Below are 14,845 nucleotides of genomic sequence, written 5' to 3' on the forward strand. Positions count from 1 at the left end.
TCTCATTACTCTTTTTAACTTCTATATTTAGTTTTCAAGGTCCATGTTTAACTGGAATTTGAATAAGTTTGATTTACTAAATATATTATACGAGGGGGTGTTACCTTGAGTATTTTTATGGAATTAACAATTAAAGTATAAAACTGAAAAAATTTTTAAAAACTGTGCAAAAAGTGGAGGTATAAAATTTATGTCTTCGAGAAAAATGATGAAAATTTTGGTTTTGAGCATTATAGTTTCACTCGGCGTTAACTTATTAAGTGGATGTTCAAGTACAAAGGCAGGTAAAACTAATTTTCCCGAAAAGGCTATTGAAATAATTGTTCCATATGCTGCTGGCGGAGGTACCGATTCTGTAGCGAGAGCAATATCAGAGGCCGCAAAAGATACATTTCCAAAGCCGGTGGTCGTAGTAAACAAGACAGGTGGCGGCGGTGCGGTTGGAATGGCCGAAGGAGCTAAGGCAAAACCTGACGGCTATACCGTTACCATGGTGACAGTGGAGCTTGTAACATTACCCCCTATGGGTTTAGCTCCATTTACTTATAAAGACTTTAAACCAGTACTGCAGATAAACGCGGATCCAAGTGCTTTAACTGTAAGAGCTGATGCGCCATGGAACACCCTTGACGAATTTATTCAATATGCTAAGAATAACCCCGGTAAAATTCAAATAGGGAATTCAGGTTCGGGTGCCATCTGGCATTTGGCTGCTGCAGCAATCGAGCAGAAAACTGGTGTCAAGTTTAATCATGTGCCATTTGATGGGGCTGCACCGGCTGTTACCGCTTTGCTGGGTGGTCACATTGATGCGGTTACCGTAAGCCCTGCAGAGGTTTCGGCTCAAATTAAAGCAGGAAAATTAAAAATTCTGGCGGTTGCGTCTGAAAATAGAATAGAGCAGTTCCCTGATGTCAAAACTTTTAAGGAACAGGGTGTAGATGTGGTAGTAGGTACCTGGAGAGGGTTTGCGGTGCCGAAAGATACGCCTGATGAAATAGTAAAAATTTTGCAAGAAGGATTTAAAAAAGCCGCAGAAAAAGATTCTTTTAAAGAATTTATGAATAAAGCTGGCCTTGGTATAGAAGTAAAAACCGGCCAGGAATTTCTCGATAGAATTCAAAAAGACAGTGAACTTTTTGATAACTTGATTAAATCTTTAGGTTTAGCAAAAAAATAGGGAGTCATTCATGGCTCCCTTTAAAGATGGGTGGTTATATTTATGGGTGATTTAATTATTTCAGTTATTTTAATATTAATATCATTTTTTGCTTTTCTGCAGACAACCAGTTTTCCTGAGCTTAATGTAAATGACCCGGGGCCTGCCTTTTTTCCTAGAATATTGGTAGTTTTGCTTTTTACATTAGCTCTTTTTCTAATGGGAACCACATTGATTAAAAAAAGCGGTAAAGTCTTGAGTTTTAACGAAGCTACAAAAAAAGTTGGAATTTCGATTTTTATACTAATTATCTTTTACTTAGCCTTAGAAATGCTGGGTTTTATTATAGCCACACCTTTATTTTTACTTATCTTAATTAGGCTTTCAGGGGGTGGAAGGCTGGCTTTTGATGCTTTGATTTCGGTTGGATTTACTCTTATTATTTATATAGTTTTTCAAATACTATTAAAGGTTCCTTTACCATCATTAAATTTCTGATCTATGGAGGGTAAGTATGTTTGGCCAATTATTAGAGGGTTTTTTAAATGTAATGACCCCTAAAATTTTAAGCTTTTTAGTGTTAGGAGTTATAGGGGGGATAGCAATAGGGTCATTGCCAGGGCTAACAGCAACCATGGGTGTTGCACTTCTTTTACCTATCACTTTTGGAATGGATCCGGTTACCGGAATTTTACTTCTTTTGGGAATATATATTGGTGCTATTTATGGTGGTTCTGTATCCGCAATTTTGCTGAGGACTCCCGGCACCCCCGCTGCTGCTGCCACCGCACTTGACGGATTTGAATTGGCTAAAAGAGGAGAAGCAGGAAGAGCATTGGGCATTTCCACTATAGCTTCATTTGGGGGAGGAGTTATAAGTACAGTATTTTTGATTACGATAGCACCATTTCTTGCTAAAATGGCTTTAAAATTCAGTGCCCCCGAATATTTCGCCTTGGCTTTTTTCGGTTTAAGCATAATTTCTAGCATTTCGGGAAAATCACTGCTTAAAGGTTTGATTGTAGGAGTTTTAGGATTACTCGCATCAACCGTTGGAATGGACCCCATGACATCTCATCCCAGGTTTACTTTTGGAAATGTGAACCTTTTAAACGGTTTTTCTTTTATTCCGGTTATGATCGGGCTTTTTGGCCTTTCCCAGGCATTAACTAATATAGAAGAAAGCGTAAGCAATGTAAAGGTAGAGCAAAAAGTTATAAGGGTTTTGCCCACACCTTCTGATATTAAAAGGATTTTAGGCACCGTTATTCGTTCAGGTATTTTAGGAACCTTTATAGGAAGTATACCTGGAGCCGGAGCTGATATAGCAGCATTTGTTTCGTATAATGAGGCAAAACGGTGGTCTAGAAATCCCGATAGATTTGGAACTGGGTTAATAGAAGGGATTGCAGCCCCGGAAGCTGGTAATAACGGAGTAACTGGAGGAGCAATGATACCTCTGTTAACCTTAGGTGTTCCTGGAGATGCAGTAACAGCTATATTATTAGGGGCTTTAATGATACAGGGACTTCAACCTGGACCACTGCTATTTAAAGAGCACAGCGGTCTTGTCTATACACTTTTTTCGGGATTACTAATCGGAAACTTTATTATGTTAGTAGTCGGTTTACTCGGAATAAGGCTTTTTATAAAAGTACTTTCCGTCCCAAAATATTTATTGACGCCGATAATATTTTTACTTTGCTTTATAGGATCGTATGCAATAAACAACAGTTTTTTTGATGTTGGTGTTATGTTATTGAGCGGAATAATTGGTTATGTTTTTATGAAACTAGATTTCCCGGCTTCTCCTATCGTGCTTGCTTTAATATTAGGACCAATGGCTGAAAGTAATTTAAGACGTTCACTTATTATGTCTGGCGGTAACATCTTCATTTTATTTACCAGGCCTATTGCGGCTATCTTGTTGTTCTTTGGTATAGTAACTCTACTGGCGCCAATTTTTAGAGATTTATTTAAGAGAAGACCGACAACTAAATAGGAAGCAGAATAAAAATAATGGAATTTTATAAAGATACATATAGAAAGAGGTGCTGCCTTAGTAGCAAAAAAGGCCCTTGGTTTTACCTATGGGAAACCAAGGGCCAATTTGTCGCTTGAGTTTATTGAAGATTCGTTACTTTGAGGAATTTGACAGGGTGACCACCATGGCCAGTTCTTTAGCCCTGCTGGCGGCGGCGTCATACAGGGTGCGGATGCACTGCCAGACCTGCTCCGGGGAACCCGTTATGAAAGTGCTCATGGTTCCCACTTCGCAGGTTACTCCCTGGTTTTGAATGGAAGCCAGAGCCTGGTTGATTATCTGGTCGGAGTCAGCGGTTTCCATGGGGTATAACGAAACTTCGCAACTTATCAATATACCTCACCTCCAGAAATAATTCAATTCTCTAAACATATTTTTAGCCTGCATACAAATCTTTATGTAACCTGAGCTTGCACTTTAACGGCGGCTGCGGGTAAAATATCTGTCGCATACTTGTATTTGCTGGTTTATTCTGTTACTATCAAAAAAAGAGGATCATTCAATAAAAAAGTCTTTATTTAGCAGTAACATCAAGGAGGAACAACGATGAAGGCAGTAAACAGGGGAATTGATGAAAGTCTCTTTAATGAAATTGTTGAAAAAACTTTTCCTTCGCCATACCACTTGCTGCTCGGGTTTGAACTCATCGAAATAGAGCGCGGCAAAGCGGTGGTGCGGATGGACGCGGGAAATGAGCTGTTAAACGCCATGAAAATAGTTCACGGCGGGGCCACCGCCAGTTTGTGCGACACCGCGATGGGTTTTGCGGCCCGGTCTCTGGGGGCCGTACCCACCACCGTGGAGATGAAAGTCAATTACCTGGCGCCGGGACTGCCAGGAGAAAAGCTGACTGCCGTCGGGAAGGTTATAAAAGAGGGGAAAAACCTGATAGTGACGGAAGGAGAGATATTTGATAAGAGGGGAAAACTGATTGTGAAGTCTTCGGGAACATATTTCGATTTAAGGAACTGAATTAGGGCCGATAGGTTTTGCACCTGTTTGATTATTAAAATACGATTTTAACGGAGGTTTTGTTATGCTTCTCGATCTCAGCCCCTATGCCTTTAAAATAGGTCCGATAGCCGTCCACTGGTACGGAATATTCATGGCGGTTTCCTTCCTGGTGGGGTCCTATTACCTGTATGTCATGGGTAAAAAAAGCGGGATGGACGAGGATTTTTTGCTTAACCTCTCCATGATTGTGATAATCGCCGGCATTGCGGGAGCCAGGCTCATGTTCGTCCTGACAAACTATCCGTCTTGGTTTGTGAAAAATCCCATCCAGGTGGTAAAAATATGGGAGGGCGGCCTTTCATGGCATGGAGCATTGCTGGGCGGTTTTCTGGCAGGGTGGCCTTACTGCCGCAAACACGGGGTTAACCCCAACGTTATAGCTGACTGGACCATACTCGGCCTGTCTTTCGGTTACATCATAGTTCGCATCGGGAACATTTTCAACCAGGAGGTCCTGGGCCGCATGACGGAATTTTCCTTTGGCCGATGGCCGGCCCAGTTAATAGGTTCATCCATCGGCCTTATACTACTTGTAAGATTTCTGTACCTGCAGAAAAGGGGCGTCCCCCCGGGATATCAATTCTGGTCTTTTATCTGGTATCACCAGCTCTTGAGGGCCATTGTGGAAGAAACGGTGAGAGAAAATCCCCTGTTCCTGGTGCACTACGAGAATAACCACTGGGGTTTTGGATTTTTTACCCTGACCCAGCTTATTACGCCTTTTATAGTGGGTTTTGCCTACTATATGTACAGGGCCACCGGCGGACGACGCCCTGCTTGACTTAACTGCTGATTTACGGTATATTTATATTGCAACAGTAAATAAAATAAATCGGGACAGTGATGTATTATCTGTCCGGAAAAACAAGTGCGCCTATAGCTCAGGGGATAGAGCACCGGCCTCCGGAGCCGGGTTTTGCGGGGGTTCGAATCCCTCTAGGCGCACCATTTTTTTTGTTGGGGTGATTATGATGGAACTGCTGGAAGAGGTGGACAGGGCAAGAAAACTGCTGGATTTTGCTTTAGAGTGCGAAGGAGTGTGCCGGGCCAAGCTGATACATACTAGAGACATCGTGGTGGACGAACGGGTACGGTTCCAGTGCGGACACTCGGGCTGCAGGGAATACGGCAGGCGCCTCATGTGCCCTCCATACAACCCCGGAGTGGAAGAGTTCCGTAGGGTACTGTCGGGCTATTTCATGGCCATGCTGCTTCAGGTAGAAGGCAGTATAACAGGTGAAAACTGGGAGCCTGAGACCGACGCTCTTGCCCTCAAGCTTCACGATGCGGTGTATAGACTTGAAAAAAAGGCCTTTTCACTCGGGTTTCCTTTTGCCGCGGGGTTTATAGGAGGCCCGTGCAAGCTGTGCGGGGAATGCCCCGGAGTCCGGAACCAACAAACCGGCTGTATTAGCAGGGAAAAGGCAAGGCCTTCCATGGAGGGAATGGGAATAGATGTGATTGCCACCTGCAAAAATGCGTGCATGGATATTGAGTTTTCCCCCGGCAAGGTGGTCTGGACGGGAATGCTCCTCTTGAGTTGATTATATTACAAAACGATTACAATACCGTTACACTGCGTTAAATAACTTCGACTCGTGTTGAAACCCATCCTGCCTTTAATATATAATAGTGATGTGAGAAAATTTCCCGCAGCGGTAAGAACTGCCTAAACGGCAAGGCATATCAAAAATGGGTAAAAACCGGTGCCTGTGGAAACCAGGAACGCTTTTTCCGGCGAATTTTCGAAGGGGACCATCCATCAGGTCGTTGAAACATTGATCCCGGGTGAGCAGGAACCTGTCAAAATCGAGCAGTACCTGGACCGGGAATACATATACATGCTGGCGCCGGGCAAAGATGGAAAACCTGAATGGGTCCGGAGTCCCGGTGAGGCAAAAAGCGCAGAAGAAATCGACGCAACAAAACCCTGAACTTATACGCGCGACAAATCAAGAAGGGAGAGAAGAGATGAGAGGTAAATTTATAAGGAAGTTTTTACCCGTGTTATTAGTTGCCGCGGTTTTGCTGGCGGCGGCGGCGCCGGCACCTCTATACGCGGCCGCAGGCTATGTGAAAGTGGTGTTAAACGGCGTGAAACTGGATTTCGACGTGCCTCCCGTGATGGAAAATAACCGTACTCTGGCGCCTCTCCGGAAGACAAGCGAGGCCATAGGAGCCGTGGTCAACTGGGATGAAAAAAACCAAACCATTGCGGCATTCAAAGGTTCCACAGGCGTCATGCTGAGATTGGGAAGTAATACGGCTTATATAAATCAGGTTCCGCTAAAGCTGGACGCGCCGCCGGTAATCCGAAACGGCCGGACTCTGGTGCCGCTGAGATTTTTCAGCGAGGCCTTTGGGGCAACGGTTTCATGGGTGAACGAGACCCGCACGGTGGTCATTGATACCGGCGAGAAGTTGTCGAAATACATAATGGGCTACTATTACTCCCAGTCGTATGATGACTTTATTAAAAACGGCGATAAGCTGTCTTCAATAGCGGCAAAATGGTACACCCTGGATGAAAACGGCGATGTAACAGGCAGTGAGCCCGCTTCCCGAGGGATAGCGGTGCCTGAAGGGTATCGGGACGTAATTAAACTGGCTAAACAGCAGGGTTTAAAGATTTACATGCTGCTCTTTGAAAACAACTCGTCAAAACTTGAAAAAGTGCTCGCAACACAGGAAAGCCGGGGGATGCTCATAAACCAGATAATGACGGTAGTGGAAAGGGAGGGTTACGACGGTGTAAATATTGACTTTGAGTATTTGAAATCCGGCAACAGGGATGAATTCAACGCTTTTATAAAAGAACTCGCCTCTGCTCTCAGATCGAAAGAAAAATCACTGAACCTTTCGCTGCCCGCAAAAACCGAACAAAAGGACTGGTGGCCCGGCTACGACTATGAGACCCTTGGCAAATACAGCGATTTTGTCGTCCTGATGGCATACGACAAAAACCCCGGCAATCCCGAACCCCAATCGGGCGTCGACTGGGTGGAGCAGGTTGTGGATTACGCCATAGCCAGGATACCCGCCGCAAAAGTGGTTCTAGGCATAGGTTATTACGGTTACGACTGGTGGCGGTCCGGTGACAGCGGCAAATACAGTAAATATGCGGTGCTGCCGGAAAAAAACGATGTAACGGGCAAGATTACGTACTCGGCAATTTTATTTGCGGATGAACTCGTGAAAAAATACGGTTTAAAACTTTCCCTTGACGAAAAATCGGGTATGCTCTATGGCAATTACACCGATGAAAGCGGGGTGCAACACCAGATCTGGATGGAAAGCGATTATTCCGTAGACGCCAAGGCCAAGATGGCCGTCAGAAAGGGCTTAAAAGGAATCGCTCTCTGGAGGCTGGGTTACACTTCTGCATCTTTCTGGAAGACCGTTAACGACAATTTCACAGCCGCAAAGTGAAAAAGATTGGAGGAAGTTCCTACCGCCTGCATTTCCCGCCCCCCCGGGAATTTTTTCTTTTTGACATATTGGGGAGCCCATGTTAAAATATTAACAAAAAAACAAACAGGGTCGTTGTCAAAAACGGTCGGGTGTGATATTAATAAAAATGAAAGGGTAGGTCTTTAAGAGGAGTGGTATTTTGAGGATTGTGGCCCTGATAGGAAAAAGCGGTACAGGCAAAAGCCACAAAGCGCACCTGGTGGCAAGGCAAAACGACCTTGAGTTTATCATAGACGACGGGCTTTTGATTCACGGCAACCGGGTGGTGGCCGGATTTTCGGCCAAGCGGGAGGAAACCAAACTGGGCGCCATTAAGAGGGCCATATTTCAAGACCCGAAGCACGCGGCCGAAGTCAGGTCTAAAATAAGGGAAATGGGCGCCGACGGTATTCTAATCCTGGGAACTTCGGAAAAAATGATAAACGCCATATGTAAGACGCTTTCTCTGCAAACTCCGGAAAAAGTGATCAGAATTGAAGATATATCCACCCCTTCGGAAATAAACATCGCCCAGCGGGTGCGAAATGTGGACGGAAAACACGTCATCCCTGTACCTACGCTGGAGATAAAAAAAGACTTTTCGGGATATCTGCTGGATCCCCTCAAAATTTTTTATCGAAAAGGCAGGCAGACAGAAATAGTGGCGGAAAAATCGGTGGTAAGGCCGACTTACAGTTATCTTGGCAGGTACACCATATCGGACACCACCGTGAGCCAGATAGTAATGTACACAGCCCGGCAGATCACCGGGGTTGCTCCTGGAGGTCGGGTCATTGTGGAAAATTATAGCGGGGGGGTCGTTATACGCATCGAACTGGTGGTGGAATACGGCATCCCTTTAAAGCCGGTCTTGTTGAAAGTCCAGGAAGAGGTGGCCCGGGCGGTGGAATTTATGACCGCTCTAAATGTCCTCAGAGTAGACGTGACGGCCAAAAAATTTTCTTTTAAGGATTAATCGTAAAATTTAGATTGAATCTAAAAAACTGTGAATATTACAATTAAAACAGTTCCAAAATCGGGCCGATTTTTTAAAACAATAAAGAAATATTAAACTTATTGTCGAAATAAGAGGGTTTTTTGTTTTTGTGGAGAATAACAATTATATTAATTTTTTGTGTACATTATTCCATCTAAGACTTTATAACTGGAAAGGGTGAAGCCGGTGAGTTGTCCAGAATGTGAAAATAAATTAAAGTCAGGTTTTCCGGGTACAGCGGTCGACCTGAGCCTGCTGGATCCGGTCCTGGAGGAGTATGCGGGTCAGAGCGGCAGCCTCATAAGTATTTTACAGAGGACCCAGGAAATTTACGGATTCCTGCCCCTGGACGCTTTAAATTATATAGCGGAGAAAACGGGGAGTAAGAAGGCCAGGATATACGGTATTGCCACATTTTACGCCCAGTTTCGTTTGAAACCCGTGGGAAAATACGTAATCCTGCAGTGCCAGGGCACCGCATGTCATGTCAACGGCTCCGAAAAAGTCAGCAACGCCCTGTGTGAAGAACTCGGCATAAACCCCGGCGAGACCACCGCCGACGGTATGTTTACCCTGGAAGAAGTGGCCTGCCTGGGGTGCTGCAGCCTTGCACCGGTAATGATGATAAACGGCGAAACCTACGGTAAACTTACCCCGGATAAAGCCAGGGACATCATACGCCAAATTTATAAAAAGGAAAAAAACGCATAAGGAGATGTTTACCATGAAGATCAGAGTGGGCCTTGGTAGTTGTGGAATGGCATCCGGCGGCAATAAGGTTATGGAAAAATTGATAGAAGAATTGAAATCCCGCAATCTGGATATAAAAGTGGAGCCGACGGGGTGTGTTGGCCTTTGCTTTTATGAACCGCTGGTGGATATCGTCGACGAAGACGATATTTTCACCTACGGCAATGTAACTCCCGAGATGGTGCCGGAGATAGTGGAATCCCATGTTTTAAACAGTCGACCGGTGGAAAAATACATCGTTTCCCGTGGTAAAAACCCCTATCCAATGCTGAAGTCCCAGGTCAGAATTGCCCTTAAAAACTGCGGCAGGATAAATCCCGAGAATATAGATGACTATATCCGGGAGGGCGGTTACTCGGCCCTGGAAAAAGTGCTTAAAGAAATGACACCGGAAGACGTTATAAAGGAATTGAAGATATCCGGCCTGAGAGGCAGGGGCGGTGCCGGCTTTCCGACATGGTTCAAATGGGACGCCACCCGCAAAGCTTCGGGGTCTGTTAAGTATATTGTATGCAATGCCGATGAGGGCGATCCCGGAGCTTTCATGGACAGGAGCATCCTGGAGGGTGACCCCCATTCGGTGCTGGAGGGCATGGCCATAGCGGGATATGCCATCGGGGCCGGCGAAGGATTCATATACGTTCGCGCCGAGTACCCCCTGGCCATAAAGCGCCTGGAGACAGCATTGAAACAGGCCAGAGAAAGGAACTATCTGGGGAACAACATAATGGGGACGGGGTTCAGTTTCGATGTGAAGATCAAAAAAGGGGCTGGAGCCTTTGTGTGCGGCGAGGAAACCGCGCTCATAGCCTCGCTGGAAGGGGAGAGGGGGATGCCCCGCCTGAAACCTCCTTTCCCGGCCCAGTCGGGGCTCTGGGGCAAGCCCACCAATATAAACAACGTGGAGACTTACGCCAATGTGGCATGGATCATAAACAACGGCGGCGGCGTTTTTGCGGCACTGGGAACTGAAAAGAGCAAGGGCACCAAGGTCTTTGCCCTGGCCGGCAAGATAAAGAGGGGCGGCCTTGTGGAGGTGCCCATGGGAATGCCCATTCGGGAGGTCATATACGGCATAGGCGGCGGCATTAAAGACGACAGGAAGTTTAAGGCGGTCCAGATGGGCGGTCCTTCGGGGGGATGCATCCCGGCGGCATTGATGGATACCCCTGTGGATTATGAATCCATAACCAGGACCGGCGCCATCATGGGATCCGGCGGCATGATAGTAATGGACGAGACCACCTGCATGGTGGATATGGCCCGGTTTTTCCTGGATTTCACATGCAAGGAATCCTGCGGCAAGTGTACTTACTGCCGCCTGGGGACAAAGCGCATGCTTGAAATTCTGGAGAGGATTTGTGAGGGGCGGGGCCGGGAAGACGACCTGGAATTATTGGAAGAGCTGGCGGTGAGCGTAAAAGACGGTTCCCTCTGCGGTCTCGGGCAGACGGCGCCCAACCCGGTTCTTACCACCCTCAGGTATTTCAGAGATGAATACGAGGCTCACATAAGGGATAAAAAATGCCCCGCCAAACAGTGCAAAGCCTTATTGACTTATTCCATACTGAGCGACAGGTGCACCGGATGCGGGCTTTGTGCGAGGAAATGTCCGGTAGGCGCCATAACCGGAGAAAAGCGCCGGCCCCATGTGATCGACCGGGAAAAATGCACCAAATGCGGAACCTGCGCGAGTGTTTGCCGGTTTGGCGCCGTAAATGTTGAATAATGAGGGGAGTGGGAATCATGCAGGTTATAAGAATAAACATTGACAACAGGGAAATCGTGGCATCCCCGGGTCAGAATATACTCCAGGCAGCTCTGGAAAACGGCATTGAGATTCCGCACCTTTGTTACGATGAGAGGATAAAACCGTACGGGGCATGCGGCCTCTGCGTGGTGGAGGTGGAAGGCAGCCCCAAACTGGTGAGAGCCTGTTCCACCTTAGCGACCGACGGGATGGTGATAAAGACCGATTCGCCGCGCGTAAGAAGCGCCCGCAGAATGGCCCTGGAACTCATTCTTTCCGACCATCGCGGGGACTGCCGCCCGCCGTGTGTGTTGGCCTGCCCCGCCCATACGGACTGTCAGGGATACGTGGGGCTCATTGCTAACGGCCAGTATCGGGAGGCTGTGGCCCTTATAAAAGAGCAACTGCCTCTGCCCGCCAGCATCGGCAGGGTTTGCCCGCACCCTTGCGAAACCGCCTGCCGCAGAAATATGGTGGATCAGCCGGTGGCCATAGCGGAGCTAAAGAGATTTGTGGGTGATGTAGACCTGGCGCAAGAAAGCTACATGCCGGAGATAAAACCTCCAACAGGCAAGAAAGTTGCCGTGGTGGGGGCCGGACCTGCGGGTTTGACCTGCGCCTTTTTCCTGGCAAAAGAGGGGCATGAGGTTACCATCTACGAGGCCATGCCGGCTCCCGGGGGGATGCTGAGGTACGGCATACCCCAGTACAGGCTCCCTAAAGAAGTCCTGGACAGGGAAATTGAATTGATAAAGAAAATGGGCGTCACAATAAAGGTCAACACCCGCCTCGGCCGGGACATTTCGCTCGATTACCTCAGAAATAAGTACGATGCGGTCTTCCTGGGCCTGGGGGCGTGGAAGAGCTCGGCCTTGAGATGCAAGGGCGAGGAAACCGACGGGGTCCTGGGAGGCATCGACTTTTTAAGAAAAGTGTCCATGAACGAGCAAATAAACCTGGGCCGCAGAGTACTGGTGGTGGGCGGCGGAAACACCGCCATGGACGCCGCAAGAACCGCCGTGAGGCTGGGCGCCGCGGAAGTCCTGGTGCTTTACAGAAGGACCAGGAATGAAATGCCGGCCGAAGATATTGAAGTCAGGGAGGCGGAAGAGGAGGGAGTCAAATTCCACTTCCTTGTGGCCCCCATAGAAGTTATAAGCGACGGCAATAAGCTGACAGGGCTTCGATGCCAGAAAATGCGGCTGGGCGAACCGGACGCTTCGGGCAGAAGAAAGCCGGAACCCATCCCCGGCGAGGAAGTGGTATTCGAAGCCGACACCGTCATTGCCGCCATCGGCCAGCACCTCAGGGCAGAAGACATCCAGGGCCTGGAGCTTACCAAAGCCGGCACCATCAAAGTGGATGAAAGCACCTTCCAGACCTGCATTCCCGGAGTGTTTGCCGGCGGCGATGCCGTGACGGGACCCAAAATTGCCATAGAGGCCGTGGCTCAGGGCAAGAACGCCGCGCGGGTTATAGACAGTTTTCTCAATGGGAAGATTAAGTCCGTTACGGAACCCTTCTATGTCAAGCAGGAGGACCTCGGTGAAGAAGATTTTGCCGGCCGGGAGAAGAAACCCAGAGTTGCGCCCAGGGTACTTGAGGTTAAAGAAAGAAAAGACAACTTTAGGGAGATAACCTCCATGATGACCGAGGAGGAAGCCCGCCGGGAGGCTATGCGCTGCCTTGAATGCGGATGCATGGATTACTTTGAATGCCGGCTTTATAAATACATTAATGAATACGATGTTAAGCCCGGGCGATTATCCGGTTTTAAACACAAAAGATATGAACCCGAAGACCACCCCTTTATCGAGAGAAATCCGGACAAATGTGTACTGTGCGGCCTCTGCATAAGGGTGTGTGAAGAGGTGGTGGGGGTTTCCGCTCTGGGCCTTGTGAACCGCGGTTTTGAAACCATAGTTAAGCCCGAGTTCGGCATGCCGCTGAAAGACACGGCATGCATCGCCTGCGGCCAGTGCGCCGACATATGCCCGACGGGAGCGTGTGTTGGAAAACCCCCGATTGCAAAACCGGTGCCGGTAAGAACCAGTGAAACTCCTTCGGTGTGCTCTTTCTGCGGCGTCGGTTGCGAGATGACGGTTCAGGCCCGCGGGGCCCTGGTGTTCGGTGTCCTGCCCGCAAAAACCGGCGAGGGTATGCTCTGCGCCCGAGGCAGGTTCGGCTTAAGCTATGTCAATGACGAAAGCCGCATAAAAAGACCGCTGGTAAAGAAAAACGGCAAATTCGCCGAGACTTCATGGGACGATGCGCTGCTATATACCGCAAAGAAACTTCAGGCCGTAAGGGCCGCCCGGGGAGAAAACAGCATAGCCATAATAACGTCTTTGAGGCTTACCAATGAAGAAAGTTACCTGTTGAAAAAGCTTTCGGAAAAACTCGAGACGGACCTCATCGGATCTTTTGACATCGACGCACCTTCAGGTCTGGAGGAGGTGTTCGGCTACAACGCCTCTACCAACAGTTTCGACGAGCTGTATGCTGCAGACCTCATTATCGCCGTCGGAAAAGTGGCCGAAAATCACCCGGTTATGGGCGCAAAATTAAAGAAAGCCGTCGAAGCCGGGTCGAGGTTGATTTCAATAAATAACGACAAGACGAGGGCACAGGAATGGGCCGCCATTTCATACAATCCCTCCAACGACCTGAGCTTCTTTAAGGCCGTTTTGAAGGCCCTGTTTGAGCTAGGGTTTGTAAAAGAGGACGTGGTAGGCGGAAAAGCCGCCGGTATGGAAGAGCTCAAAAAGGCTCTGGAACCTGTGAAAGTTACTGACATGGCCCGGGAGATTGCCAGGATGTACGGGGAAGCCATAGGGGCCATGATAGTCATAGATGAGAACACTGTGACGACCGAAGCCGCAAAGGTGCTGGCCAGCATGGCGGTTCTGGCCGGTAAAGTGGGCAGGCCGCGCTGCGGCGTAATTCAGGTAAGGGCCGTGAGCAACGGCCAGGGCGCCTGGGATATGGGCATCCGCAAGCGAGGTATGGATATAGTACAGCTTATTAGTGACGGAACTGTAAGAGCCGCAGTCATCTTTGGTCAGGACCCGTTGGGGGCGGATGACACGCTGGCCGGAATTTTCAAGAAACTTGAGTTCCTGGCGGTGGCCGACGTCTTTATGACCGCCACCGCGGAAAACGCCGATGTAGTGCTCCCGCTGGTAAGCGCCGCCGAGACCTGCGGTACCTTTACCAGATCGGACAGGAAGATACAGGGCATAAGGGCCGCCGTAAAACCCGTAACCGGAAGGTCCAACCTCGATGTGATAGCGGGGCTGACCGGCCTCTTCGGTGTGCCGTACAGCCGCCTGGATGAAATAAGAGAGCAGATATCACGTTCCTTCGCCGATTACGGCATAATACCGGAAAACCCGTCAGACCGGGGCGTTTTCTGGCCTAATACGCCGGAAAACCCATCGGGCCGGCAGGTGCTTTATGGCGACGGGTTTGCGACATCCGACAGAAAGGCCCGCCTGTATATACCTGTTGACGGTCCCGCCTTTAAAGAAAAGACGTTATTTGATACCGTGGAAAGGCACTTCGCGCAATACCTGCGGCAATGGGACTTGGAAAAAGTATTAAGTTAAAGGCTTTGAAAGATTTCAAACGGTATTCGCATAAAAACTCTCAAATCGCTTTGCCAGTATATAAAAAAGCCCC

Annotated in this window: 13 protein-coding genes and 1 tRNA gene; 13 read left to right on the forward strand and 1 reads right to left on the reverse strand. The window is 48.2% G+C overall.

Going from position 1 to position 14,845, the window contains the following annotated elements; all coding sequences use genetic code 11:
• Window positions 1–190 precede the first annotated feature (190 nt).
• Genes ACKX14_RS04070 through ACKX14_RS04080 form a run of 3 tightly spaced genes read left to right on the forward strand, consistent with a single transcriptional unit; the run spans window position 191 to window position 3,161 of the window.
• Window positions 191–1,180 carry a tripartite tricarboxylate transporter substrate-binding protein gene (locus ACKX14_RS04070; protein ID WP_422444923.1) on the forward strand — a complete coding sequence of 330 codons (990 nt, stop codon included), beginning with the start codon at window positions 191–193 and terminating at the stop codon, window positions 1,178–1,180.
• Between the two features lie 42 nt (window positions 1,181–1,222).
• Window positions 1,223–1,657: a tripartite tricarboxylate transporter TctB family protein gene (locus ACKX14_RS04075; protein ID WP_422444925.1), complete on the forward strand. Its 435-nt coding sequence runs from the start codon at window positions 1,223–1,225 to the stop codon at window positions 1,655–1,657.
• 16 nt (window positions 1,658–1,673) lie between these two features.
• Window positions 1,674–3,161, forward strand: a complete 1,488-nt coding sequence (locus ACKX14_RS04080; RefSeq protein ID WP_422444927.1) for a tripartite tricarboxylate transporter permease — start codon at window positions 1,674–1,676, stop codon at window positions 3,159–3,161.
• A 135-nt stretch (window positions 3,162–3,296) separates the two neighbouring features.
• On the opposite strand, the gene ACKX14_RS04085 is transcribed toward ACKX14_RS04080, so the two are convergent.
• Complete coding sequence (locus ACKX14_RS04085; RefSeq protein ID WP_422444929.1) at window positions 3,297–3,536, reverse strand: YkoF family thiamine/hydroxymethylpyrimidine-binding protein; 240 nt, start codon at window positions 3,534–3,536, stop codon at window positions 3,297–3,299.
• Between the two features lie 213 nt (window positions 3,537–3,749).
• On the opposite strand from ACKX14_RS04085, the gene ACKX14_RS04090 reads away from it, so the two are divergent.
• From ACKX14_RS04090 to ACKX14_RS04135, 10 genes are all read left to right on the forward strand, one after another.
• Window positions 3,750–4,175: a PaaI family thioesterase gene (locus tag ACKX14_RS04090; RefSeq protein WP_422444931.1), complete on the forward strand. Its 426-nt coding sequence runs from the start codon at window positions 3,750–3,752 to the stop codon at window positions 4,173–4,175.
• Between the two features lie 64 nt (window positions 4,176–4,239).
• Window positions 4,240–4,998 (forward strand): prolipoprotein diacylglyceryl transferase, encoded by a 759-nt coding sequence (locus ACKX14_RS04095; RefSeq protein WP_422444933.1) that lies wholly within the window; start codon window positions 4,240–4,242, stop codon window positions 4,996–4,998.
• 89 nt (window positions 4,999–5,087) lie between these two features.
• Window positions 5,088–5,165, forward strand: a tRNA-Arg gene (locus ACKX14_RS04100).
• Window positions 5,166–5,188: 23 nt separating this feature from the next.
• Window positions 5,189–5,761, forward strand: a complete 573-nt coding sequence (locus ACKX14_RS04105) for a DUF2284 domain-containing protein (protein WP_422444935.1) — start codon at window positions 5,189–5,191, stop codon at window positions 5,759–5,761.
• A gap of 162 nt (window positions 5,762–5,923) precedes the next feature.
• Entirely contained in the window at window positions 5,924–6,151 is a 228-nt protein-coding gene (locus tag ACKX14_RS04110) for a hypothetical protein (protein WP_422444937.1), read from the forward strand.
• A gap of 37 nt (window positions 6,152–6,188) precedes the next feature.
• Entirely contained in the window at window positions 6,189–7,646 is a 1,458-nt protein-coding gene (locus ACKX14_RS04115; RefSeq protein ID WP_422444939.1) for a stalk domain-containing protein, read from the forward strand.
• A gap of 181 nt (window positions 7,647–7,827) precedes the next feature.
• Window positions 7,828–8,643, forward strand: coding sequence for an Asp23/Gls24 family envelope stress response protein (locus tag ACKX14_RS04120; protein WP_422444941.1), 816 nt, complete (start codon window positions 7,828–7,830; stop codon window positions 8,641–8,643).
• A gap of 207 nt (window positions 8,644–8,850) precedes the next feature.
• Window positions 8,851–9,375: an NADH-quinone oxidoreductase subunit NuoE gene (nuoE, locus tag ACKX14_RS04125; RefSeq protein WP_422444943.1), complete on the forward strand. Its 525-nt coding sequence runs from the start codon at window positions 8,851–8,853 to the stop codon at window positions 9,373–9,375.
• Window positions 9,376–9,388: 13 nt separating this feature from the next.
• Window positions 9,389–11,143 (forward strand): NADH-ubiquinone oxidoreductase-F iron-sulfur binding region domain-containing protein, encoded by a 1,755-nt coding sequence (locus tag ACKX14_RS04130; protein ID WP_422444945.1) that lies wholly within the window; start codon window positions 9,389–9,391, stop codon window positions 11,141–11,143.
• A gap of 17 nt (window positions 11,144–11,160) precedes the next feature.
• Window positions 11,161–14,772 carry an NAD(P)-binding protein gene (locus ACKX14_RS04135; protein ID WP_422444947.1) on the forward strand — a complete coding sequence of 1,204 codons (3,612 nt, stop codon included), beginning with the start codon at window positions 11,161–11,163 and terminating at the stop codon, window positions 14,770–14,772.
• Window positions 14,773–14,845: the final 73 nt, after the last annotated feature.

It is taken from the genome of Thermorhabdus hydrogeniformans (assembly GCF_049310025.1).
Taxonomy (GTDB): Bacteria; Bacillota; Thermosediminibacteria; order Thermosediminibacterales; family Tepidanaerobacteraceae; genus JBJYKD01.